Source organism: Aeromonas sp. BIGb0405 (assembly GCF_024807335.1).
GTDB classification, from domain to species: Bacteria; Pseudomonadota; Gammaproteobacteria; order Enterobacterales; family Aeromonadaceae; genus Aeromonas; species Aeromonas rivuli.
The window spans coordinates 94,448-117,990 of the sequence record NZ_JANUEP010000001.1 but is presented as its reverse complement, the minus strand read 5'-3'; the positions used below and the strand labels follow the sequence as shown (position 1 = coordinate 117,990).

General features: G+C 62.0%; 20 protein-coding genes, 4 tRNA genes and 1 pseudogene. 12 read left to right on the top strand and 13 right to left on the bottom strand.

Features of this window, described 5'->3' with window-relative positions; translation table 11 throughout:
• Window positions 1-97: 97 nt before the first annotated feature.
• The gene (locus M2366_RS00615) at window positions 98-1,261 is read right to left on the bottom strand and encodes a PLP-dependent aspartate aminotransferase family protein (RefSeq protein ID WP_259268704.1); all 1,164 of its coding nucleotides are present in this window, start codon (window positions 1,259-1,261) and stop codon (window positions 98-100) included.
• A 116-nt stretch (window positions 1,262-1,377) separates the two neighbouring features.
• The gene (locus M2366_RS00610) at window positions 1,378-2,502 is read right to left on the bottom strand and encodes an isopenicillin N synthase family oxygenase (RefSeq protein ID WP_259268703.1); all 1,125 of its coding nucleotides are present in this window, start codon (window positions 2,500-2,502) and stop codon (window positions 1,378-1,380) included.
• 250 nt (window positions 2,503-2,752) lie between these two features.
• Here M2366_RS00610 and M2366_RS00605 point away from each other — a divergent pair, with 250 nt between their 5' ends.
• Window positions 2,753-4,141 carry a sensor domain-containing diguanylate cyclase gene (locus M2366_RS00605; RefSeq protein ID WP_259236650.1) on the top strand — a complete coding sequence of 463 codons (1,389 nt, stop codon included), beginning with the start codon at window positions 2,753-2,755 and terminating at the stop codon, window positions 4,139-4,141.
• 85 nt (window positions 4,142-4,226) lie between these two features.
• Here the strand turns inward: M2366_RS00605 and M2366_RS00600 are convergent, their stop codons facing one another.
• Entirely contained in the window at window positions 4,227-4,865 is a 639-nt protein-coding gene (locus M2366_RS00600) for an NAD(P)-dependent oxidoreductase (protein WP_259268702.1), read from the bottom strand.
• A gap of 101 nt (window positions 4,866-4,966) precedes the next feature.
• Here M2366_RS00600 and M2366_RS00595 point away from each other — a divergent pair.
• Window positions 4,967-5,869: pseudogene (locus M2366_RS00595) on the top strand (LysR family transcriptional regulator).
• Window positions 5,870-5,968: 99 nt separating this feature from the next.
• Here the strand turns inward: M2366_RS00595 and folD are convergent.
• On the bottom strand, window positions 5,969-6,823 hold the full coding sequence (gene folD / locus M2366_RS00590) for a bifunctional methylenetetrahydrofolate dehydrogenase/methenyltetrahydrofolate cyclohydrolase FolD (RefSeq protein WP_042042858.1): 855 nt from the start codon (window positions 6,821-6,823) through the stop codon (window positions 5,969-5,971).
• Between the two features lie 215 nt (window positions 6,824-7,038).
• On the opposite strand from folD, the gene M2366_RS00585 reads away from it, so the two are divergent.
• The 6 genes from M2366_RS00585 to ykgO all read left to right on the top strand — a co-directional run bounded on the left by M2366_RS00585 (window position 7,039) and on the right by ykgO (window position 8,368).
• Window positions 7,039-7,115, top strand: a tRNA-Pro gene (locus M2366_RS00585).
• Between the two features lie 69 nt (window positions 7,116-7,184).
• A tRNA-Arg gene (locus tag M2366_RS00580) sits at window positions 7,185-7,261 on the top strand.
• Window positions 7,262-7,296: 35 nt separating this feature from the next.
• Window positions 7,297-7,372 (top strand) — tRNA-His (locus M2366_RS00575).
• Window positions 7,373-7,434: 62 nt separating this feature from the next.
• A tRNA-Leu gene (locus M2366_RS00570) sits at window positions 7,435-7,518 on the top strand.
• A 458-nt stretch (window positions 7,519-7,976) separates the two neighbouring features.
• Window positions 7,977-8,246 (top strand): type B 50S ribosomal protein L31, encoded by a 270-nt coding sequence (locus M2366_RS00565; protein ID WP_042042857.1) that lies wholly within the window; start codon window positions 7,977-7,979, stop codon window positions 8,244-8,246.
• Entirely contained in the window at window positions 8,243-8,368 is a 126-nt protein-coding gene (gene ykgO / locus M2366_RS00560) for a type B 50S ribosomal protein L36 (RefSeq protein ID WP_224432761.1), read from the top strand. Before M2366_RS00565 ends, ykgO begins: the two co-directional genes overlap by 4 nt.
• Window positions 8,369-8,452: 84 nt before the next feature.
• On the opposite strand, the gene M2366_RS00555 is transcribed toward ykgO, so the two are convergent.
• The 3 genes from M2366_RS00555 to M2366_RS00545 are packed head-to-tail and all read right to left on the bottom strand — an operon-like array spanning window position 8,453 to window position 11,259.
• Window positions 8,453-9,223 carry a transporter substrate-binding domain-containing protein gene (locus M2366_RS00555; protein ID WP_259268701.1) on the bottom strand — a complete coding sequence of 257 codons (771 nt, stop codon included), beginning with the start codon at window positions 9,221-9,223 and terminating at the stop codon, window positions 8,453-8,455.
• A gap of 60 nt (window positions 9,224-9,283) precedes the next feature.
• A complete protein-coding gene (locus M2366_RS00550; RefSeq protein ID WP_259268700.1) occupies window positions 9,284-10,099 on the bottom strand; it encodes a carbon-nitrogen hydrolase family protein in 816 nt (271 codons plus the stop codon).
• A gap of 8 nt (window positions 10,100-10,107) precedes the next feature.
• On the bottom strand, window positions 10,108-11,259 hold the full coding sequence (locus M2366_RS00545; RefSeq protein ID WP_259236644.1) for a methionine aminotransferase: 1,152 nt from the start codon (window positions 11,257-11,259) through the stop codon (window positions 10,108-10,110).
• Between the two features lie 115 nt (window positions 11,260-11,374).
• Here M2366_RS00545 and M2366_RS00540 point away from each other — a divergent pair, with 115 nt between their 5' ends.
• Together M2366_RS00540 and M2366_RS00535 are read left to right on the top strand one after the other, a co-directional pair.
• Window positions 11,375-12,265 (top strand): LysR substrate-binding domain-containing protein, encoded by an 891-nt coding sequence (locus tag M2366_RS00540; protein ID WP_259236643.1) that lies wholly within the window; start codon window positions 11,375-11,377, stop codon window positions 12,263-12,265.
• 74 nt (window positions 12,266-12,339) lie between these two features.
• Complete coding sequence (locus tag M2366_RS00535) at window positions 12,340-12,588, top strand: DinI family protein (protein ID WP_042042851.1); 249 nt, start codon at window positions 12,340-12,342, stop codon at window positions 12,586-12,588.
• 81 nt (window positions 12,589-12,669) lie between these two features.
• Here the strand turns inward: M2366_RS00535 and M2366_RS00530 are convergent, their stop codons facing one another.
• From M2366_RS00530 to dcuC, 5 genes are all read right to left on the bottom strand, one after another.
• The gene (locus M2366_RS00530) at window positions 12,670-13,446 is read right to left on the bottom strand and encodes a DUF2927 domain-containing protein (RefSeq protein WP_259236642.1); all 777 of its coding nucleotides are present in this window, start codon (window positions 13,444-13,446) and stop codon (window positions 12,670-12,672) included.
• Window positions 13,443-13,946, bottom strand: a complete 504-nt coding sequence (locus M2366_RS00525; protein WP_259268699.1) for a M48 family metallopeptidase — start codon at window positions 13,944-13,946, stop codon at window positions 13,443-13,445. Before M2366_RS00525 ends, M2366_RS00530 begins: the two co-directional genes overlap by 4 nt.
• A gap of 171 nt (window positions 13,947-14,117) precedes the next feature.
• Window positions 14,118-15,761, bottom strand: coding sequence for a hypothetical protein (locus M2366_RS00520; RefSeq protein WP_259268698.1), 1,644 nt, complete (start codon window positions 15,759-15,761; stop codon window positions 14,118-14,120).
• Between the two features lie 218 nt (window positions 15,762-15,979).
• Window positions 15,980-17,641, bottom strand: a complete 1,662-nt coding sequence (locus M2366_RS00515; protein ID WP_259268697.1) for a bifunctional UDP-sugar hydrolase/5'-nucleotidase — start codon at window positions 17,639-17,641, stop codon at window positions 15,980-15,982.
• Between the two features lie 95 nt (window positions 17,642-17,736).
• Window positions 17,737-19,089: an anaerobic C4-dicarboxylate transporter DcuC gene (dcuC, locus tag M2366_RS00510; protein ID WP_259268696.1), complete on the bottom strand. Its 1,353-nt coding sequence runs from the start codon at window positions 19,087-19,089 to the stop codon at window positions 17,737-17,739.
• A 356-nt stretch (window positions 19,090-19,445) separates the two neighbouring features.
• Between dcuC and M2366_RS00505 the strand changes: the two genes are divergently transcribed.
• Window positions 19,446-20,057 (top strand): DUF922 domain-containing protein, encoded by a 612-nt coding sequence (locus tag M2366_RS00505; protein WP_224432770.1) that lies wholly within the window; start codon window positions 19,446-19,448, stop codon window positions 20,055-20,057.
• A gap of 120 nt (window positions 20,058-20,177) precedes the next feature.
• On the opposite strand, the gene mnmC is transcribed toward M2366_RS00505, so the two are convergent.
• On the bottom strand, window positions 20,178-22,193 hold the full coding sequence (gene mnmC, locus M2366_RS00500; RefSeq protein ID WP_259268695.1) for a bifunctional tRNA (5-methylaminomethyl-2-thiouridine)(34)-methyltransferase MnmD/FAD-dependent 5-carboxymethylaminomethyl-2-thiouridine(34) oxidoreductase MnmC: 2,016 nt from the start codon (window positions 22,191-22,193) through the stop codon (window positions 20,178-20,180).
• Window positions 22,194-22,283: 90 nt separating this feature from the next.
• On the opposite strand from mnmC, the gene fabB reads away from it, so the two are divergent.
• Window positions 22,284-23,495, top strand: coding sequence for a beta-ketoacyl-ACP synthase I (gene fabB / locus M2366_RS00495; RefSeq protein WP_259268694.1), 1,212 nt, complete (start codon window positions 22,284-22,286; stop codon window positions 23,493-23,495).
• The last annotated feature ends 48 nt before the right edge of the window (window positions 23,496-23,543 follow it).

Sequence of the window (23,543 nt, the reverse complement as noted above, 5' to 3'; positions counted from 1 at the left end):
CGAGAGCCGTTGAGCTAGCGTGCTCGAAACAAGAAGGGAAGGCATCTGCCTTCCCTTCTGCTCTCTGTGGCTGGCCATCATGACGCCAAGCTCAAGCTCACGTGTGGGCCAGGGCCGCGGCCAGGTCGGCAATCAGGTCATCGGCATCCTCGACCCCAATGCTCAGCCGGATCAGGTCATCGTTGACCCCGGCGGCCACTCGGCTGGCCTCATCCATGGCGGCATGAGTCGTGCTGGCCGGGTGACAGGCCAGGCTCTCCAGATCCCCCAGACTCACCGCCTGCACGAAGAGCTGCAACTGATCGAGCAGGCGGGCACAGCGGGGGAAGCCCCCCTCCAGCTCTATGCTGATCATGGCGCCGTAACCTGTGGCGATCTCTCCCAGCACCCCATGGCCGGGATGATCGGCGAGTCCCGGATAGATCACCTTCTTGACGCCAGGGTGCGCGGCCAGGAACTGGGCCACCCGCTGGGCGTTGTGCAGGTGCGCATCCAGGCGCAGGGGCAGGGTCTTGACCCCCCGTTGCAGCAAGTAAGCCTCCTGGGGGCCAATGGGGGAGCCCAGGTGCTTGAGTGCCACGGTGCGGATGCGTGCCATCAGTTCGTGGCGCGCGGCCACCACCCCGGCGATGATGTCGCCGTGGCCGCCGAGATACTTGGTGCCGCTGTGCATGACGATGTCGACCCCAAGCTCAAGGGGGCGCAGCAGATAGGGGGTGAGGAAGGTGTTGTCGCAGACGGTGAGGGCACCGACCCTGCGCGCGGCGTCGACCACAATGCGGGGATCCACCAGCTTGAGGGTGGGATTAGTCAGGGTTTCAAACAGTACCAACTTGGTGCCCGGGTGGATATTGGCCAGCAGATCCCGGTCGCTGTCATAGCCGGTGATGCGGATACCCGCGCGGCTGAAGGTCTGCTTGAGGAAGGCCTCGGTGCCACCATAGAGGGGGCCGACATAGGCCACTTCGTCCCCGCTGTCGGCCAGAGCATAGAGAATGGCGCTCACCGCCGCCATGCCGCTCGCGACCACCAATGCTTCGTCAGCACCCTCAAGGGCGGCGAGTTTCACCTCCAGCTCGGCGGTGGTGGGGTTGGCGAAGCGGCTGTAGATGTAGCCTGGCGCTTGCCCGGCGAACCGCTCCTTGCCAGCCTGGGCCGTGAAATAGCTGAAGGTGCTGCTCTGATAGAGCGGGGTCGTCAGGGCGCCGGTCTGGGGATCGAGCCGTTGGCCGCTGTGTACGCTCATGGTCTTGAATTTCATCATCTCTCCGTCATGGCCAGTGGACTGGCCTCTTATAGCCCTGGGCGCGGCTGCGCCCCGGGTGAATGGGGTGTCCTTGTGGCGACCGATCGCCATAAGGGGATAAGGGTGGCAGGTTATGCGAGCGTTCGCCGCCGGGGCTCCCGGGCCGGTGGGGTGGCATAGTGGCGGGCCGCCACATCCGGGTGGGAACGCAGTCGTCCCTTGAGCACGTTCTCCCCCACCTGATAAAAGAGCGGGTTGTCCGGATCGCTCTGGAGCCCTGTCGCCTCGGCCGCGAGGGAGGGGGGCAGCGTCAGCAAGGGCACAGTGGCATCGAGCCGGGCCGCCATGAAGAAGGCGCAGGAGAGGCGCGACACCCCCGGGGGTGGGCTGACCACTCGATGCAGGGTGGCCTTGAGGTAACCGTTCGAGGCGAGTTCCAGCAGTTCACCGATATTGACCAGCAAGGCTCCCGCTCGGGGGGGCGCCGGTGTCCACCCCTGTTCGGTCAGGACCTCGAGTCCGCCGTGACTATCTTGCAGCAGGAGCGTGAGGTAGCCGGGATCCTTGTGGGCACCCACCCCCTGACCGTCATCCTCGTCCCGTCCCGGGTAGTGGATGAGCTTGGTATGGCGATAGGGGAGCGGGCTCAAGCTCTCATCGAAGGCATCGGCCGGTTGCGCCAGGGCTTCTGCGAAGGCGCGGATCAGGGTCAATCCAATCAGGGTCAACTGCGCCTGCCAGCCCAGCAGGGCCCCCCTGAGTTCGGGCAGGGCGGAGGGCCACAGGTTGGGGCCCTGTAATCCTTGCCAGGGGTGGTGCAACAGGGCATCGGGCAGGCAGGGCTCTTCGGCCATGATGTCGAACTGCTCACGCCAGTCCGGGCGGGCCCGGGTCAGCTCGACCCCCACCCGGTTGTAGCCGCGAAAGTGGGGGGAGTGCACCATCTGCACCTCTTGCTTCTGGGCATCGCTCAGGGCAAAGAGCCGGGCTGCCAGGGCCAGTAGCTCGGTCTGCTGGCCCAGATCCAGCCCGGTGTTCTCCAGATAGAAGAAGCCGGGGTCGCGCGCCGCCCGGCGCAGCGCCATGAGGGCCTGGTTCCGGTGCGGGGATCCCGGCAACAACTGGCCGTAATCCAAGGTGGGCAGACTGCTGGTTGGCGCAATGGGCGCAGATGAGTCATTGACTGGCCGGGCCGCAGGGGAGAGTACTGCGTTGGAAGCATGACGTGAGTCACACAGGGGGGAAAGCAATACCATGAGCACCTCCAACTGGGATCCTGGGATGACAGCGTCGCAGAGCGCGGCGCCATTTGGGTTGGAAGGATGCTATCCCTTCGGATTGAGATGGCAAAACAACAAATAATTCTTAGTTATAGACAAAAATCGAAATAGAGTTCGGTTTGGCGGTATTAATACTGTTCTATTGCAACACCAAACCACTCTTGGCTTGGCGTCGGGCGCTCGCTCCCTTAGTATCGAGGCTCATTTGCCACACAGGGAGATCCTCTTGTCTATTGATCCCGGGCCGGCCAGCCCCTCACTCCAGTCTGGATCACGACTAGGTCGCGAGTTTGCTGCCCTGATGTGCCTGCTGCTGATCAGTGCCCTGCTCACCTGGATCGGGGTGGCCGCGCGAGGTGGCAGCAGCTTCTCCCTGCTCTGGCCCGCCAATGCCGCTCTGGTTGGCATCTTGCTGCGTTACTATCCCAGGGCTGGGCTGGTGCATCTGCTGGTGGCGCTGCTTGGCCTCCTGCTGGTCGATGCCTGTTATGGCACCCCCTTGCGCAAGAGTCTGCTGCTCAACGGCGCCAATATTCTCACCGTCGCCATCGCCTGGCTCAGCCTGCGTCGTCAGGGGTGGGGTCCCGAAGGCCTGATCAGCGCCACGGCGATCCCCAGACTGATGCTCCATTGCCAACCTGCCATCCTGGCCGGGGCTCTGTGTGGCGGCGCCGCCGTGGTCTGGCTGGGCAGTTCGACCGGCTGGAAGAGCACCATCATGTGGTATTTGGCCGAGCTGATTAACTTCTCGGTGTTATTACCCAGCCTGTTGACGCTGCCGGGCTCCTGGCGGCAATGTCGCCAGGAGATGTGGCGCGACCGCCGCTATCTTGTTCCGGCATTGCTCTTCTTGCTGTTGATCCTGCTGCTCGACAAGCATCTGGGGGGCCCCGGTCTGCTGGTGTTGCCGGTGCCCGCCCTCATCTGGCTGGCCCTCTCTGGCAACCGCTTCTTTACCTGTCTGGCCACCTGCGCCGCCTCCCTCTATATGTTCACCGTGCTCGATGACCAGCTGCTGCATCAGTGGAGCAAGGACGCGGCCACCGTCTACTCCTTTCGTACCGGTATCTCCATACTGGCCCTGAGTGCCATCACCACGGCCTGCGCCGTGGCCGAGCGGGATCAGCTGTTCGCCCGCCTGCAGCAAGTGGCGAGTCATGATCATCTGACCGGGGTGCTCAATCGCGGCGCCTTCAGCGAGGCGACCGAGCAACGTCTGGAACGTGAAGGTGGAGCCCTGTTGCTGCTCGATGTTGATTTCTTCAAGAAGATCAATGATGAACACGGTCATCCCACGGGGGATACCGTGTTGGTGCAGCTTTGCCAACGACTCGAGGGATTACTGCCACCCCGGGCCCTGCTCGGGCGCATGGGCGGCGAGGAGTTTGCCGTCTTGCTCCCGCCGGGAGGGGAGAGCGAGCTGGCGGAGCAGGCCGATCGCCTGATCCAGGGGGTCGCAGATCGTCCCCTGGTGCAGGCAATGCGGGTCACCATCAGCGGCGGCTTGCGCCAGGCCTCTCCAGGGGAGAGCCTGAGTGAGCTGCTGGCCGACGCCGATCTGGCGCTCTATCGGGCCAAACAGACGGGACGCAACCGCTGGTGTCGGGCGACATGAGCCAGCTTGTCTGATGCAAAAAGAGTAGGGAGGCCATGGCCTCCCTACTCTTTTATTGAGCGCATATCGCGCTCCATGGGCGGGTTCAGTAGCCCAGGGTGAAGCGCTGGCGCAGGTGGACTGGGTGCTCGGCCTCATTGAGGATGGCATCGGCCAGATCGCCGACAGAGATCTCGGCCGGTTTATCCTCCAGGAACAACACCTGATCGCCCCCCAACCGATATTGACCAGTGCGCTCCCCCGGCACCAGCATGACGGCCGGGGAGACGAAGCGCCAGTCGAGCTCAGACTCGCTGCGCAGTGCGACTAGCCCATCGCGAGCCGCCAGGGCCCCCTGGCGCCATTCGGCCGGAAACTCGGGGGTATCGACCAGCTGGACCCCGGGGGCCACTTCCAGACTGCCGGCACCGCCGACCACCAGCAGCCAGCCTGTTACCGCCTTGGTCGCCTGCACGATGGCGGCCGCCCCTGTGAGGTATTGTTCATAGATGTCCGGGGTGGCCCAGCCCGGGTTATAGGCACTGATCACCCGATCGTGGCCTGCGATCGCCAACCCCAATGCCTGGGGATCCTGCGCATCCACCCCCATCACCTGGATCTGCGAATGGGGAGCAATCTTGCTGGTGTCACGGACGATGGCGGTGACGCTGTGACCACGGGCAATGGCTTGCTCGAGGATGGCATGGCCGACAAAACCAGTGGCGCCTATCAGGGCAATCTTCATGGGAAACTCTCCTGCGCTATTAAGATAGGGCTAGCCTACGCCTCCCGGTATGATTTAATAATCGGGTAAAATATTCACTCACTCATAAGCAGGGCTTAACAATGGAGCAGCTTAAACGCTATGCCATCTTCGCCGCCGTGGTGGAGGCGGGGACCATGACGGGGGCAGCCAAGGCCCTGGGCATGACGCCCTCGGCGGTCAGCCAGCATATCAGCCAGCTCGAGACCCTGCTTGGCCTCACCCTGTTGCACAGATCCACGCGCCGTCTCGATCTGACCGAGGCGGGAGAGGTGGTGTGGCAAGGTTGTCAGTCCCTGCGCCAGACCCTGGCTCAGACCGAACTGCGGCTTGGGGAGGTGCGCGACAGTCTGATGGGGGAGGTGAGGATAACGGCCCCCGTGGGCATGGCGGGCCTGCCCCTGGCCCAGGCGCTCTCCCCCCTGTTGCAGGCGCATCCCGGTTTGCGCCTCATCATCATCGCCGATGACGAGAAGCGTGATCTGCTCAAAGAGCGCATCGATGTGGCACTGCGAGTCGGTACCCTGGCCGATTCGAGTCTGGTGGCCCGTCGCCTCGGCGAGACGCGCATGCTGCTGTGTGCATCACCGGCCTACCTGGCCCGGCGTGGGGTGCCGACTCGCCTCGCGGAGTTGACGAGTCATGACTGGCTATTGACCGATCTGCCCGGGGCTGGTTTGACCCTGCCGGATGAACAGGGGGTGCCGTAGCCGCTGCGGCTCGCTCCCAGGGTGCTGTGCAACAACGTGCTGCCCCTGCGCCAGTTCGCCCTGGCGGGGCAGGGCATTGCCTTGTTGCCCGAGACCGAGGTGGTTGACGATCTGGCGCAAGGACGCCTGCAGGAGGTGCTTCCCGATCACCGGATGGCGACCATGGCGTTGCATGCCATCACGCCTGAACGAGAGGTGTCTCACAAGGTGCGGCGGGTGCTGGCGGCGTTACAGGATCATTTCGGACGCAGCGCCGAGGTGCGCCGAAGAAAGTGACGCAGTGAGGCTGAGCGGTTGGCGGGCGAGGGATGTGCAAGATGTGCAAAGAGAGAAGGCAGGCCTGGGCCTGCCTTCTGTTATTCAGAGCCTGGGTGCTTAGCTGTGGTAGTCACGGCAGGCTATCAGGGTGTTCTCCATCAGACTGGCCACCGTCATGGGACCGACGCCGCCCGGAACCGGGGTGATAAAGGCGGCATGGCTGCGGGCGGTGGCGAACTCGACGTCACCCACCAGGCTGCCGTCGGCGAGGCGATTGATGCCCACATCGATCACCAGGGCGCCAGGCTTCACCCACTCACCCGGGATGAAGTTCGGTTTGCCGACGGCGACGACCAGCAGGTCGGCGCGGCGAACCTGGGTCTCAAGATCCTGGGTGAAACGGTGGCAGGTCGTGGTGGTGCAACCGGCCAGCAGCAGCTCGAGGGTCATGGGACGACCGACGATATTGGATGCCCCCACCACCACGGCGTGCAGACCATGGGTCTTGACGCCGGTGGCTTCGATCAGCGTCATGATGCCCTTGGGTGTGCAGGGGCGCAGGGCGGGAATGCGCTGTGCCAGTCGGCCGACGTTATAGGGGTGGAAACCATCGACGTCTTTGTCGGGACGGATCCGCTCCAGCACCTGGGTGGTGTCGAAGTGGGCGGGCAGCGGCAGCTGTACCAGGATGCCATCGACCTCGGGGTCCTGGTTCAACTGGTCAATCAGGGTTAGCAGCTCGTCCTGACTCGCCTCGGCACTGAGATCGTAGGAGCGGGAAATGAATCCTACTTCCTCACAGGCGCGGCGCTTGCTGCCGACATAGACCTGGGAGGCGGGATCGGCCCCTATCAGTATCACAGCGAGCCCGGGGGCACGCTGTCCGGCGGCGAGCCGCTGCTGGACTTCGGTTGCTACCTGATTGCGAATCGTTTGCGCAACCTGTTTTCCGTCAATGATTTTGGCAGACATCGTTCTTCACTCACCATGGGTTCAACTGTGCGCATTGTCGCATTTTTTTATCCGGGATGTTAGCGGCGCGATGCGGGCGGGCAAGAAGTAGACACTTGAATTTATTGATGGAAAAATTCGTTGACGCTGGCTCGAGCGCTTGGGTATGATGCCCGCCCGTTGCCCATCAGCCTTATCGCAGATAAGCTGTTGGCTGCAAGTTAAGTGAAGTATCTCGGTGATTAGCGCAGCCCGGTAGCGCATCTGGTTTGGGACCAGAGGGTCAAAGGTTCGAATCCTTTATCACCGACCATTTTTATCGACAACGCTTTATGTATGCCCAATCCATGGTGCTGACACATAGAGGGTCGTTGAGCAAAATGCGCCCTTAGCTCAGTCGGATAGAGCAACGGCCTTCTAAGCCGTGGGTCGCAGGTTCGAATCCTGCAGGGCGCACCATCTTGCTGCGGCAAGCATGGTCAGATGTTTCAGTGGTGGCTGTAGCTCAGTTGGTAGAGTCCCGGATTGTGATTCCGGTTGTCGTGGGTTCGAGCCCCATCAGCCACCCCATTATTGTTGTCTGTTGGTATCTTCCGCGTTTAGCAGGGTGCGAGCAGTACAAAGTCAGCTTTGCGGAAGTGGCGAAATTGGTAGACGCACCAGATTTAGGTTCTGGCGCCCTAGGCGTGAGAGTTCGAGTCTCTCCTTCCGCACCATCATTGATCGATAGAATCGATTGGGTCAGGGTTTTTGTTCCCCTGTCCAAGATAAAAAGGCCCGTCACTGACGGGCCTTTTTGCATTCGGCTGCCAGCGCGTGGCCAGCTGATAGGCGAGGATGACAGTGTCGGCTCCAGACTGACTCGGTATCACTCCCGTTGTCATCACGGGAATCTATCCCTTCATCCTCTTCGCTGCGGTTTGCCAGTTCTCGTGGCCGATGGGCATGCTGCGTTCGTTATTCTTTTCTCTTTTCTCTTTTCTCTTTTCTCTTTTCTCTTTTCTCTTTTCTCTTTTCTCTTTCTGGATTCTGCATGATCTGTCGAAATAGCTCGGGGCGGTCCGGCTTGACGGCTCCCCGATGGTCTGCCGGTGCAAAATGCTTGATGGCTATTGATAACTGTTCTTGATTGGGGTAGTTTATGTTTCGTTATAACATAACAGTTGAGGCGATGATGAAACCCAATATGCATCCCGAGTACCGCAAGGTGCTATTTCACGACGTGACGGCCAACACCTATTTCCTGGTGGGCTCCACCCTGAAGACGGATCGCACCCAGGTCTGGGAACAGGATGGTCAGGCGTACCCTTATCTGACGCTGGATGTGTCCAGCGCGTCCCATCCGTTCTACACCGGCAAGCAGAAGCAGGTGGGTACCGAGGGGCAAGTTGCTCGCTTCGGTCAGCGCTTTGGCGCTTTCCTCGGCAAGCAGGGGGCGGCATGAAGGTTCTCGCATCCCTCAAATCGGCCAAGACGCGTCACCCGGACTGTCAGGTTGTGCGCCGCCGTGGCAAGTTGTTCGTGATCTGCAAGAGCAATCCGCGCTTCAAGGCGCGGCAGGGATGAAGGGAGGCCGCTGGCCTGCCTTCAATCTGAAGGGCGACCCAGGGTCGCCCTTTTTGTCTCTTCGTGGGCAGCCGCAGTCTGCCATCAGAGCAGATTTTCGAGCTGATACTTCTTGAGCAGCTTGTCGAAGGTGCCATCGGCCTTGACGCTATCGATGGCGGCATCAAATTCCCCCTTGAGCTTGTCGTTGTTTTTGCGCAGCGCCACCGCCACCCCTTCACCCAGGATCTTGTCCTGAGTGCCATTGAACTGGGGACCCACGAATTCAAACTGCTTGCCCATCTCCTTGTCGAGGAAGCCGACCTTGAGTTGCACCATGTTGCCGAAGGTGTAGTCGGCGCGGCCAGATTGCAGATCCAGCATGGGGGACTGGGCATTGACGTAGCGTTTGATGCTGGCCACGTCGCCATAGCGGGCGGTGATGAAGTTATCCTGCGGGGTGCCTTCCTGTACGGCGATCACCTTGCCCTTGAAGTGGGCCGGATCCTCGCTGAAGTCGGCAGCCTTGTCGCTGCGGCCTACGAAGCGGTTTTGCATCATGTAGTAGACCTTGCTGAAGTCGACCTTCTGACGGCGCTCATCGGTGATGTTCATGGAGGACATGATGGCGTCGTATTTACGTACCTGCAGGCCCGGCAGCAGGGCATCCCAGGGTTGGTTAATCACCTCGCACTCGGCCTTCATGGCCGCGCACAGGGCTTGGGCCAATTCGACTTCGAAGCCGCCAACCTTGCCGCTGCTGTCGACCATTTCGAAAGGGGGATAGGTGGCATCGGTGGCGATCACCAGGGGTTTGGCGGCGGCCTGGCCTGTGGCGACCAGCGCCATCAGCATCATTATTGCGTTGAGTTTCATGGTCAATCCCTTGAGTGTGGCGTCATGCGCATAGTCGTGAGTAGTGAACAGGGGTCGGCTTCATGGGCCGACGCTTATCTTGCGATGATGGAGGGCCGGTAACTGGCGACGCAGTGTGCGCTGGGCGGCCAGATCCAGGGTGGCGATGGCCATGCCCTGACCCTCTTCGATCCGGGCCAGGATCCGGCCCCAGGGATCGATGATCATGCTGTGGCCGAAGGTGCGGCGTCCGCCCGGGTGATCTCCACCCTGAGCCGATGCCAGCACGAAGGCCAGGTTTTCCACCGCCCGAGCCCGCAGCAACAGCTCCCAGTGCGCCTGTCCCGTGGTGTGGGTGAAGGCGGCGGGCAGGGCGATGAAATCGGGCGCAGGCCCGAGCCGGAATAGCTCGGGGAAGCGCAAATCGTAACAGATCCCAAGGCGAAGCTGACCCCAAGGCAGCGCGTGGCTCACCACCGTCTGGCCCGGGCTCATGGTCGTGGCTTCGTCGTAGTGTTCCTGCTCGGTGGAAAACCCAAACAGGTGCAGCTTGTCATAGCGAGTGGCGAGCGCCCCTTGCGGGTCGATGAGCAGGCTGCTGTTGTGCATCTTGCCAGGTTCCTGGCTTGCCAGCGGCAGGGTGCCTGCCAGGATCCAGATGTGAAGTTCCCGGGCCAGATCTTTCACCCAGGCCAGCAGAGGGTGGCTCTCTTCGGGGGCGGCAAGGGCAACCCTGGCCCGCTCATCGCCGGGCATCAGATAGAAATATTCCGGCAACTGGGCAAACACGGCCCCCTCGGCCGCAGCCTGGCGCAACAGGGCCTCTGCCTGGGTCAGGTTGGTGGCGAGGCAATCCCCGGACACCATTTGCAACACGGCGACGCGTACTGAATCCATGGTGCCTCCTAGACGCCGCACAGGCGCTCGGCGCCCGCCAGCAGGGTGTCGTCATCCTTGGAGAAGGAGAGGCGAATGACCCGCTGATCCGTGCCGTCGTGATAGAAGGCCGAGACGGGAATGGTGGCGACCCCGTGATCGCGGATCAGCCGCTGTACGAACAGGCTGTCGGCTTCGTCGCTTATCCGCTCGTAGCTGGCCAGCATGAAGAAGCTGCCCGCCGAGGGCAAGAGGGTAAAGCGTGACTCGGCCAGGGCCGAGACCAGCAGATCCCGTTTTTGCTGGTAGAAGGCCGCCAGCCCCTGATAGTGAGCCGGTTGCTGCAACAGATGGGCGAAGCCGTACTGCATGGGGGTGTCTGCTGCGAACATGGCGAATTGGTGCACCTTGCGTATCTCTTCCATCAGCGGACGGGGCGCCACGCAGTAACCCACTCGCCAGCCGGTGACATGGAAGGTCTTGCCAAAGGAGAAGACGGCGACGGAGCGCTCAATCAGCTCGGGGTAACGGATCACGCTCTGGTGCAGGGCGCCATCGAATACCACATGCTCGTAGACCTCGTCGGAGAGAATGATGATGTCAGTGCCGCGCACCAGGTGGGCGAGCCGCTCTTGATCCGCCGCCTGCCAGATGGTGCCGGTCGGGTTATGGGGGGTGTTGAGCACTATCATGCGGGTGCGGGGGCTGATGCGGGCCGCCACCTCATCCCAGGGAATAGTGAAGTCCGGTGCCTTGAGGGCGATGACCACGGGGGTGGCGCCCTGCAACTGGATCATGGGGCGATAGCTGTCAAACGCCGGCTCGAACATGATCACTTCATCACCGGGGTGGACCAGGGCCGTGATGGCGCAGAACAGGGCCTCGCTGGCGCTGGCGGTGATGGTGATCTCCTCGCCGACATCATAGGTGTGGCCATAGCTGGTCGCTATCTTGGTCGCCAGCTGTTCGCGCAACTCGGGCAGTCCCGTCATGGGCGCATATTGGTTTTCACCGGCCAGCATCGCCTCGTGGGTGACCCGGATCAAGTCGGGGTCACAGGGGAAGCTCGGCGCCCCTTGAGAGAGATTGATGCTGGGATGGCGGGCGGCCAGATCCCCAATCACGCTGAAGATGGTGGTACCCACCTGGGGCAATTTGCTGATGATGCGGGGAGAAGACATGATGCCGTCACCTGAATATGTGAAAGATGTCTCTCTTTTAGCCCTCTGGGCCCTTGTCCGGCAAAGGATTATTCGGCATGGTACGCATGAGTTTTTCTCAAGCATGGAGGCTTGTATGTTAACGACCCTGCCCCGTAGTCAGTTGCCCCTGTATGGTTTGCAAGTATTCGAGTGCGCAGCCCGTCACCTGAGCTTCACCCTGGCGGCCGATGAGCTGTGCGTGAGTCAAGGTGCCGTGAGCAAGCAGATCGCCCAGCTGGAGGCGCGCCTTGGTCATCTCCTCTTCCTGCGTGGTACCCGCTGCCTGAGTCTCACGCCGGCCGCCGAACGGCTGCTGCCCTTCGTCAGCGAGGGGCTGGCCCGCATGGGGGAGGGGCTGGGCGCTCTGCAAACCTTGCCACGGCAACAGGCGATCAGCATCAAGGTGCCCTCCTGCGCCAGCCGCTGGTTGCTGCGCCGCTTGCAAGATTTCGAGGGGGAGGCGGTCGAGGTACGCGGCAGCCACAGTCACGGCATCGACTTTGCCCGCGAGCCCTTCGATCTCGCCATCGTCTATCAACCCACTCAGGCCCGGCTGCTTCACAGCCAGCCGCTGTTTCGAGAGCGATTGACCCCCATCTGCGCCCCTGCCTTTGCGGCCAAATACCGGCTGTTTGAACGCCCCATCACCGATCTGCTTGCCCTGCCGCTACTGCATGCCAGTGCGGACAGACGGGATTGGCGGAACTGGTTCGCCGCCTTTGTCGACACGCCTTGGTTGCCTCAGGGAGGGCAGCTGTTTGATACCCTGGATCTGGCGATGAATGCGGCACTGCAGGGCTTTGGTCTCTCCCTTGGGGATCCCACCATAGTGGCAGAGGAGTTGGAGACAGGGGCGCTGGTGGCCCCCTTTGCCCCCATACTCAGCACGGATCATGAATATGCGCTGCTGGCTCGCCCCGACAGCCAGCGGCCCGGGGTGCGCGAGGTCTATGGGTGGCTGCAGGGCCGTCATCTTCATCCCTGAGATTTTTGGGAAGCGGCTCTTTACAGACGCTAAATATACTGTATAAAATTACAGTATCAACATGAGAGGTGCTTATGCGTCTGGAAATCATCATCGACAGGAAAAAACAGGTCTCCCCCGATACCATGGCCGCCCTGGAGCAAGAGTTGCTCAAACAGCTGGGCCGCCGCTTCCCCGATATCCAGGTGCGGGTGGCGGGGGGCAGCAACATGGCGCTCAACATCACCCGGGCCAGCAAGGAAGATAAAGAGCTGGTGGAGGAGCTGGTGCAGGAAGTGTGGGAAAACGCCGAGAGCTGGCTGCCGGAGTCGAGCGCTGCCTGATACGCCTCAGATGACAGCATGAGGATGCCTGGACGCTGTTTCCCCGGATCTGGTCGATGGGTGCGTTGGGGGAGGGAGAGCCTAGAGCCCGGCCCACCGCTTGAGGCTCTGCTCCTGTACCCGGCGGTTCGCCTGCTGTATGTCCCCTTGGGCTTTGAGGCTCTTGAGCACGGCAGGCAGAGCGGCATCCACCTCGGCTTGAGTCATGCCGGGGCTCAAGGCCGGGTGGTAGGCCATCTTGAGCAGGAGATAGTCGAGCCCGGTCAGGAAGCTGTCGGTGCTGCGGTCATTGAACACGGAAGGGAAGACGGCGTCCGAGTCATTGGGCAGTCCCATGACCTGGGTGAGCTCTTCCACCACGCAATCGAGAAAGCGTCCCTTGTCGCGACTGGCATCGACCGGGATGATGATGCTGGCCCGGCTGATGGCGCCTTCCCGGTCGGTGACATAGTTGGCGAGGCACAGGCCATCGGCGAGGGCAGCCTGAACCGCAGGGTTTTGGCCCATCAACTGCCTGGCCCAGAGGGTCACTTGCGAGCGACGGGTCATCACCAGGGTGAGATTGGCCTTGGCCGGATCCTGCACCAGCGCCACGCTGTGACCCGTGATATGGCTCAGGTGCGCCGCCTGGATGTTCACCACCTCGGCTTGCAGCGGTTTGTCGCCAACTTCATTGACAAGCAGGATCCGCACCGGCTCGCGCCAGCGGTTGAAGTGATCCTGCCCCCTGTCCTGATACTCCCGCTTGAGTGCCACCTGATGAAAGCTCGCCACCAGATAGGCATCCTGTTGCCAGCGCTCCAGGGCCTGGGCGCTGTGCAGCGCAAGCAATAGCAGCAGGCCACCCAGATATTTCACTGGGCGTCCTTCTCCAGGTCTCGCCAGGTGAGCCAGAGCCGCAGATCGAATTCCAGCTGGTGATAGTCGGGCTCCATGTGCTGGCAGAGCTGGTAGAAGGCCTTGTTGTGATCCTTCTCCTTAATGTGTGCCAGCTCATGCACCACGATCATCTTGAGAAAGGCAGGGGGGGCGGCCTTGAACAGGGCGGCGATGCGGATTTCGTTCTTGGCCTTGAGCTTGTTGCCCTGCACCCGGCTGACATAGGTGTGCAGACCCAGGGCATCCTTGATCACGTTGATCTTGCCATCGAAGATCACCTTGGCCAGGGGCGCCGAACTTCTGAGATAGCGGTTCTTGAGATCCATGGTATAGGCGAGCAGGGCCTTGTCACTCTGGATGCTGTGGCTGTCCGGGTAGCGCTTGGCGAGAAATGCGCCGAGCTTGCCGCCCTCGATCAACTGCAACACCTGAGCCTTGAGGGGCTCTGGATAACCGCCGAGATAGGTCAGTGCCGTCATGAAACTCCTGTCGGGTGAATGAGACAGATAAAAAGGACGCTCATTGTAGCCAATGAGCGTCCTTTTTTATATCCGGGCCTGGGCCAATCTCAACCGGCGCCGCAACCCGGAGTACCTTGACCAGCCCCTTGCGGCTCTCCTCACCGGGGGATGGCGGGCCTTGTCATCGACTCAGTGGCGGCGATAGAGGCCGGGATCCACCTCGCTGTAGTTGTCTTGCAGATAGCGATAGAAGGCCTGGGTGGAGGGAGGGGACGCAGGCTTGAGCCCCTCGGCCAGCTTTTCCGGCTTGGCAATGATGAACTTGGGTTGCTGGCGCTGCAGATCCTGAAGCACACGCTCACGCACATCATAGGGCGGGTTGACGTTGCTGAAGAAGAGATAGGCGGAAGCGGGCTGGCGATCCGTCCAGAGGTAATACTGGGGCTGAATGGCATCGACCCAGATCTTGTCCCGTGGGGTGGTCTCGGCCAGGATGCGATCGACACGGACTTGCGCGGCGACATTGAAGGGGCGTCCCTTCTGGCTGCCCTCCCAGGCGTTGTTGATCATCAGGGCCAGCATGGCCAGGCTGGCGAGCCAGGGGGTGGCGGATCGCACATCCCAGGCCCGCCACAGGGGGAGCAGGATCAACACGGGCAGGGCCCACAGCAGGCTGGTGCCGAGCACTTCGCTGACCCTGTCCAGGCTCCACTCCTTGTTGCTCCAGCCAAACACCAGTTGCTGGGCCAGCAGCCAGCTGGCGGTGAGCACCACCAGCGAGATGCAGAACAGACCCATCAGATCGCTCTGTCGCTCACTGCGATCGAGCAGGCAGGCCAGCGGCAGCAGCCCCAGCTGCAGGTAGAGCACATCATAGTGATCAAACACATGGCCGGAGACGGAGTTGGCTATCAGGGTGAACAGTACGCCAAACAGGGTGGCGAACAGGGCGGGCAGATGCCACTCCTGACGTCGGCTCATCATCAGCAGCACGAAGGCGGGCAGCAGCATGATGAGACCGGTACGCAGCAGGCCGACCGCCCCCACATAGACGGAGAAGCCGTTGCCATAGCTCCCCTCGAAGAAGATATCGAAGGCGTAGTATTTGAATTCGGCCAGCAGTTGATGGTGCTGGAAGTAGCCATAGAGGGGCCCGCCTACCAGCGCCAGTCCAAGCAGGCTGGAGATCAGCAACAGCAGGGCATCACGCCACTGCTCACGCAGGCACCAGCAGAGGAACAGGGTCAGATACCAGGCTCCCCAGAGGGCACCGTTGTTGGCGCGCATCCAGGCGACGATGGCGAAGGTGAGCCCGGCCACCAGGGCTGGCCACCAGCGAAACTCCTTGTCCAGCAGCAGGGTGAGGAAGGCCCACTGGGCGATCAGCGCCAGGTGGAATGTCCAGTCCTCGGTCATGTTGCCGTAGTAATAACGGGTGCCATAAAGTGCCAACACCGCCAGCATGGCGCCGAGCCTGGCCTGAAATGACAGTCCGAGCTGATTGAAGGCTTGCCAGCTTGCCAGCAGGCCGAGCCAGCACAGGGCCAGCTCCAGCAACCAGATGCCGCGAAAGCCATCCAGTCGGTAACCCAGGGCATCGAGGGCAAAGATCATGGGGCCCTTGATGTCGATCATGTCGCGATAGAGCACCCCGCCCTCGCTCCACATCTTGCCCATGACGGCAAAGAGCGAGGCATCAAAACCCGGGGCCATGTCATAGAAGAGGGGATTGCGCAGGCAAAACAGACAGGCGATGAGCCCGGTCAGCAAGACGGCAAGGGGCCGCAGCGGCGGATTATTGCGAGAAGAAGAGAAACGAATGGTGTGGTTCATGAAGCCTTGATCCTTTGCCTGAGCATGCGAAAGCGGGCCTATCTTGCCGAGCCCGGGCCCCCGATGCAATGGGGGCGCGGGTCGGGGAGAAAATAATCCCGCTTGCCGAGCGACTCTTGGGGATTCTCGAACTAAAAACAGCCACTTATCACAGGTTAGTGTGCGTTTGGCTCCGCGCCAATCATCCGTTTCTCTGGGCTAGGAGCGAGTGGGTCAGCTTAATCTGGCCCAGCGCCAACCCGGTAGTGGATCAGCGGCGCCGGGGCGGGCAGCTCGGGGTGCTGGCGTGCCCAGCGAATAAACGCATCGGCCAGGGTGATGCCCAGCTCCTGGTTGTGCTGGGTCAGGGTGCGGGCGAGCGCCGTATAGCCCTCCTTGCCGGACGCCGTGTAGGCGCTTGAAACGCCACGATAGACATGGTTGGCCTCCACCGGTTGCCAGTGGCCGGGTGCGGCCTCCCACTCCAGCTGGCGGATACGCTCGCCCTTGGGCAGGGCGGCCAGATAGTGGAAGCGGATCCCGGCGGTGTAGGGGAAGCTGCCGCTGCCATTGCCGACCACGCCATTATCGGTGGCATTGTCGATGGCACCCTCCAGCGCTTCTGCCAATTCATGACCATGCACCCGATAGAGGGTGAGCGGGATGGCGAAGGGTAACAGTTGACCGGCGATGTCGGCCTCGGTGAGCGGGCCCTGCTCGAGGGAGCAGCGCACGCCGCCCCCGTTGTGGAGCGCGAAATCGACCTGACCCACCTGCTCGCGCGCCCCGGCCAGCATGGCGGCGGCAACCAGCGGTGCGACCTGGCTGCCATGGGGCAGTCTGGCATCGGGGATCCGTTGATGGAGCAGCGGCTGGCTGAGCTGGGTCACCACCTTGGCCGCCATCTCTTCGAGGGCGGGGCGGTAGCGGCGCACCATGTGATCCTCGATGAGGGCGTCTGGCGCGCAGAAGCGCAGATTGGCTGGCACCGGGCTGCTATAAGGCCAGGGTTGCCAGGGCAGCCACTCTATCTGCCCCTTGCTGGCGATGACCCGGCCCTGGCCGTCGAAGCTGAGTTCACAGACTCCCAGGCTCTGGGCACTGTGACCGGCGTGGAGCAGGGCCACGCCATTGACCATCAGCGGATAATCCCCCTCGCTCGGCAGTCCCAGCGCCGCGAGATCCCCAAGCAAGCTGTGGGTGTGACCGCCAATGATGAGGCTTATCTCGGGGAAGCGTGCCGCCAGCAGCTTGTCCTGCTCCAGACCCAGGTGACTGAGCAAGATGATGTGGCGTATGCCCTGACCACGGATCGCGCCAAGGTGCCGGGTCAAGGTCTCAGTCACCCCATGAAAGCGGGTATGTTCGTCCGGGTTGGCGATGGCCGCCATCTGGGGAAGCGTGATGCCGAGCAGGGCGAAGGGGACGCCGGCCAGCTCGCGTACCAACCAGGGCTGGCTGGCATCATGGAGATGCGGCAGGCCCCGCAGTGGGAGCGGGCAGTCGGCAGGCTCCTGACTGCTATCGAGGTTGGCGGCGAGCACGGGGAAATCAAGCTGACGGAGAAACTCCACCAGAGGGCCGTTGCCGAGATCGAACTCATGATTGCCAAGCACCATGGCATCGGGGGCGAGCAGGCTCAGCAAGTCAGCATTGGCGCGACCCTTGAAGCGGTTGAAATAGAGTGAGCCCTGGAAGGTATCACCGCCATGGAGCAACAGACAGGGAGTGCCTGCGGCTGCCGCCTCGCGGCGCAGCTGGTTGACTCGGGTCAGCAAACGGGCATAGCCGCCGCTCTGGCATAGCCACTGGGCCTGCCCCGGTGGGCTGAAACGTACTTGGGCACCATCGAAGTGGGAGTGACAGTCACTGAAATGGGCAAGTTGAACCGTCGTACTCATATCGGTCCTCCTTTGGGGAAAAAGAAGGGGGAGAGTCTACCTTAGGTGCGGGAGGGGATGCCAGCCCGGCCCTCGAATGGGCCGGGCGGGCAAGCTTAGGCGGGCACCATGATCTGAGTGGCAATCAGCACCACGGCCAGGCCGACGGCGACCGGCACCGAGGTGCGCTTGACCACCTCGAATGGCGAGAGATTGCCCATGCCCGCACAGGCAACCACTACCCCCGACACCGGGGATATGGTGCGACCCAGGTTGGAGGCTTGCAGCATGGGGATGACCAGATAGGCGGGGTTGATGCCAAGAGTGGTGGCCAGATTGGGGATCAGCTCCACGAAGGCGTAGAAGGGGGCGTTGCCCGAGCCTGTGGTGAAGGCCGCCAGGGTGGTGATCACCACCAGGGAGAGCATCATGACAGTGCCGCCGGTGCCGAGATCCTGGGCATGAGCCAGCAGAGTATCGATGAAGCCGATGGTCATCAGCCCCTGGGCAAAGACCCCGGCGCCGACCAGCAGCATGACCACGCCGGCAAAGGCATCGGCCATGTGGCGCCAGCAGATCTGCAGGCCATCGAGCAGCCCCTTGCCATCCCGATGGCGAGCCAACTCCAGCAGCGCGGCCAGGGTCAGGCACATGACGATGATGGTGACGATGTCGAGCTGGGGGCCCAGCTTACCATCGAAGATCAGCACCCCTATGATGGGGGCAAACGGCAGTATGGCGTAGAAGGCGGGGGCGTCGGTGATGAGATCGCTGGCCGCCACTTTCTCGTTCACCTCACCGGATCGCTTATCCAGGTAACGCTGCCAGAAGAAGTGGGCGACCGCCATGCAGGCGATGGCGATCAGCGAAATGGGCAGGGTCAGCTTGAAGGCAAAGTCGAGCAGCTCCATGTTGGCGGCCTGGGCGGCGATCACCACATCTCCCGAGGTGGGGGAGAGAATGATGGCGGCGGGGGAGGCGCACACGGCGGCGGCGGCGCCCCGGGAGATGCCCATGTTGACCATGAGCGGGAACAGGGTCGCCATCAGCAATACGCCGAGGCCCGTAGCCGAACTCACCGCCAGGGACATGGCGCAGGCGACCAGATAAGCCGCGACCAGCAGCACATAAGGGGATTTGATGACCCCCAGTGGTCTGCTCGCTATCTTGACCAGCATGGTGTTGGCACCTATGTGGCTCATGTAACCGGCGAAGCCGCACAGCACCATGATCAGCATGCCCAGACCACCGCCCCGGCTATTGAGCAGGAAACGGACATATTCGAAGATGTCGGTGATCACGTTGCCTGTGCTGGGCACGCTGGCAGGCAGCACAGGTTTGCCGAGCAAGGCCGTGATGGCCAGCAGCAGCAAGCCGCCACTGAGCAGTATGCCGGTGGCCGAGTAGCCCTTGAAGATGCAGCGACCCACGAGGAGGGTCACCAGGGTGCCAATAATAAGTTCAACCATATCCAGGTTCCTGTTGGTCAATGGAGGCTAAGTGCGGCCCTGAACGCCTGCGGCACGGCACTGTGGTGGTGGGGATTCGTTCGGTGGACGCTAATGTAACCAGCAAACTTGTCTGTGATGTTGATTAAGGTCAGCAAATCATGGTGCTAGACCGGCTCTTTACCCGTGAAATGATGAAAGCGGGTCATGCCGCACATATTTTTTATGATGCAATATGGAGATCGAGAGGACGGCAAGTTGCGAAGATGAACGACAGCTATCATGATGAGACTTGCGCAGGGCGCCAGTTAATTAATATATTGATTATTCATCATATTCATACACCAGATGGCAACGATGAGGCGGCGTAGATCACCATGGGCAAGTTGTGCAACCTGGCTTGGGGACTGAGTCTGCTGTGGAGCGCCGCGGTGGGGGCCACCCAGGCCCATTATACCGGGGTCAAGATAGAGCCGGACATCCGGGTCGACTTCCAGTTTTACAAGGTCAAGGGCGCCACCATGCAGGCTGCCCTGGCGCAGGCGTCCAGCATCGGCCCCAAGGGTAGCGTGGGCCAGCAAGGGCTCGGCATGGCCAGCTATCAGCTCGACTGGTCCATGCTGGCCTATCCCCTGGCCGGGCGCTGCAACCTCAACGGCGTCACGGTGAGGACGCGCATCAAGGTGATGGTGCCCGAGTGGGTCAACAAGTCCCGGGCCAGTGTGCGCGAGCAGCAAAACTGGAACATCATGGTCGGCGCCATGCTCGACTACGAGAGTCGTCACAAGGACATAGTGCAAGAAACCGCCAGTGCCATCGGTTTCAAATTGTCGCAGTTGCCGCGTAGCAACGATTGCGCCGCCTTGCGCCATCAGGGGGATCTGCAGGGGCAGGCGCTGCTGGCCGAGGCCAAGTCCCGCTTCGCCCGGCTCGCCGAGCAGACCGATCATGGTCGCAAGCTGGGGCTGAGCTGGCCCTTCAATCCCTGAGCGCGTGACGATAACCCCGCTTCCTCATGAGAGGATGACCAGGCCAGATAGCAGACGCCGCCAGTGGAGTGATCCCCTGGCGGCGTCTTGTTTTATCTCTCTTTTAGCCTGTGACCGGGCTTAGCGCACGGGCTTGCCCTTGAGCCATTTGCGCACCCAGTAGCGTGCGGGATGCAGGGCGGCCAGCAGATCCGTGGCCAAGGGCAGGGGATCGCCGCAGATCTCGCTGGCGAGCAGTTCACCACACAGCGGCGCCGAACAGAGCCCTCGCGACCCCAGCGCCCCCAGCACAAACAGGCCCGGGTAGGTCGGTAGCGCGTGTTCGGGGCGCGCCTTGAGCGCCAGCGACTCCAGCTCGCTCAGGGCCTGGACCCGGGCAACGGCGCCCACCACCGGCAAGTGATCCCGGCTGGCGCTGCGCACCCCGACCCGGGCCTCATTGCCGCTGACATCCACCTCGTCTGGCCACTGCTGACTCGGCAGGCAGGCGTGCAGCCGGGCCTTGTTGTGAACCTGCTCGGCGGCGCTGAAGGCCAGGCTGCTCTGGTTACGGCCATAGCTGGCACCGATGCAGTGATAACCAGCATGGCCAGGGGTGAGATAGCCGTCATAGCAGAGTACCGTCTTGAGCTGCTGCAACACCGGGTTGGTCGGCACATGGCTCACCTGACCGCGTACCGGGTAGAGGGGAAGTTCCGCAAAGGGGAGCAGGGCGGGCAAGCGGTGACCGGCTGCCACCACCAGATTGGGGGCCTGCCACTGGCGGCCATCGGCCGCGGTCACGCGCCAGCCATCGCTGTGCTCGTCGACAGTGGTGATGGGGGCGCCATATGCCAGCTGGAGCAGGCCGCCGGCCTGCGCCTCATCGAGGGCGGCACGGGTCAAATCAGCCGGACAGAGCCAGCCCCCCAACGGATAGCTGACGCCACCAAGGCCCATGGGCAGGCCGCAGGCTTGCGCCACCTCGGCGTCGGTCAAGGGGCGCATCAGCTCGGGGGGGAAGGGACCTAGCGCCATCTTGTCCAGTTTTTGCGCCGACTTCTCATCAAAGCCCAGCTGCACCACGCCGCACAGCTCGAAAGCGATGGGGTGCCGTTTGGCCAGCTGTAACAGTCGCTGGCGGGCAAAGCCGAAGGCGAGGGCATAGAAGCGTGACAGGGCGTCGTGTTCGCCGCCCAGCAGCGGATAGAGGGCCCCCTGGCGGTTGCCGGAGGCGCCGGTCGCAGGCTTGTCATCTTCACACAACAAGGTGACGCGTCGGCCCCGCTCCACGAGCGACAATGCCGTCATGGCCGAGGCGATGCCCCCTCCGATGATCAGCACCTCGCCGTCACGCCCCGCGGGACGGGCGTAGCACGGGGCCAGGCTTGGGGCATCTTGTTTGCCCTGGCGGTAACCGGCCAGCATGGTGCGCTTGTTGCCATGGCCCCTGACCTTGTTGATGTGAAAACCGGCATCAATCAGACCGCGGCGCACGAAGCCGGCGCAGGTAAAGGTGGCGACGCTGGCACTGGGTCGGGCGAGGCGGGCCAGATCGTCAAACAGCGCCTGGGTCCACATCTCGGGATTCTTGGCTGGCGAGAAGCCATCCAGATACCAGGCGTCGATGAGGCCATCGGCGGGGCAGGGCCACTGGGGCAGGGCGTCTTTGATGTCGCCGAGCCAGAGATCGAGGCGCACCCGTCCCCCTGCAAACAGCAGGCGATGGCACCCCTCGACCGCCAGCGGCCACTGGGCGACCAAGTCGGCGCTGAAGGTGGCCAGCTCGGGCCAGACGGCGAGGGCCTGGGCCAGATCGTCCCTGGTCAAAGGGAATTTTTCGACGCTGATAAAGTGCAGACGCGAGCCGTTGCCGGCTTGGGGGCCATGTTCCAGAAAGGCGGCCATTGTCGCCAGAAAGTTAAGGCCTGTGCCGAAACCTGTTTCGCCAATCACGAAATTGTCACTATCGTGGTGTGAAAATCGCGCCGGTAACCGGTTTTGCTGTAAAAAGACGTAGCGGGTTTCACTTAGACCGTTATCATTGGAAAAGTACACATCCCCGAACTCACTGGAGACTGGAGTTCCCGCTTCATTCCAGTCCAATCGGGCATGATGTAAGGATGTTTGACTCACGTTTTCCTCTGCTCGCGTCACAAATTCGCGGGCATTCTACGTGAAAGCAGACCAGTTTGGCAGCCGAAAGCGGGTAGACTCGGTGCCAGTTTTTCCAGACGAGATGAATTAATGAGAAGAGCAGTGATCACCGGTATCGGCGTCATCTCCAGTATCGGCAACAACAAGGAAGAAGTGCTGGCCTCCCTGAAAGCAGGTAAATCCGGCATCACCTATTCCGAGCAGTTTGAACAATACAACCTGCGCAGCCGTGTCTGGGGTAACATCAAACTCGATCCGTCTGAACTGATCGACCGTAAAGTCATGCGTTTCATGGGCGACGCCGCCGCGTATGCCTATCTCTCCATGCAGCAGGCCATCGAAGATGCCGGGCTGCCGGAGGATCAGGTCTCCAACGAGCGCACTGGCATCGTGGTCGGCTCTGGCGGTGCGTCCGGCAAGAACACGTCGGAGTCTGCAGATATTGCCCGTGAGAAAGGCGTCAAGCGCGTGGGTCCCTACATGGTGCCGCGCACCATGTCCTCCACCACCTCCGCCTGCCTGGCGACCCCCTTCAAGATCAAGGGTGTCAACTACACCATCAGCTCTGCCTGCGCCACCTCTGCTCACTGCATCGGTCACGCGCTGGAGCTGATCCAGCTCGGCAAGCAGGACATCATCTTCGCTGGCGGCGGCGAGGAGCTGGACTGGTCATCGACCATCCAGTTCGACGCCATGGGTGCCCTCTCTACCAAGTACAACGACAACCCGGAAAAGGCCTCCCGTACCTATGACGCGGACCGCGACGGTTTCGTCATCTCCGGTGGCGGCGGCATCCTGGTGGTCGAGGAGCTGGAACATGCCCTGGCTCGCGGCGCCCACATCTACGCCGAGATCACCGGTTACGGTGCGACCTCCGACGGCTATGACATGGTGGCTCCGAGCGGCGAAGGCGCGGTGCGTTGCATGAAGATGGCGATGCAGGGCGTCGGCACCGTGGACTACATCAACACCCACGGTACCTCCACCCCGGTCGGCGATACCAAGGAGCTGGAGGCCATCCAGACTCTGTTTGGCAGCAATTCGCCCAAGCTCTCCGCCACCAAGGCCATGACGGGCCATGCCCTCGGCGCCGCCGGTGTGCACGAGGCCGTCTACTCCCTGCTGATGATGCAGCACGGCTTCATCGCCCCCAGCATCAACATCGAGACCCTGGACGAGAAGGCCGTGGGTCTGCCCATAGTGCGTGAGTACGAAACGGCGGATCTCAATACCGTCATGTCCAACAGCTTCGGCTTTGGCGGTACCAACGCTTCCCTGGTATTCAGCAAGTTCAAGGGCTGAATCCCGTCGGGATAAATAACAGAAGGGCGCCTCAGGGCGCCCTTCTTG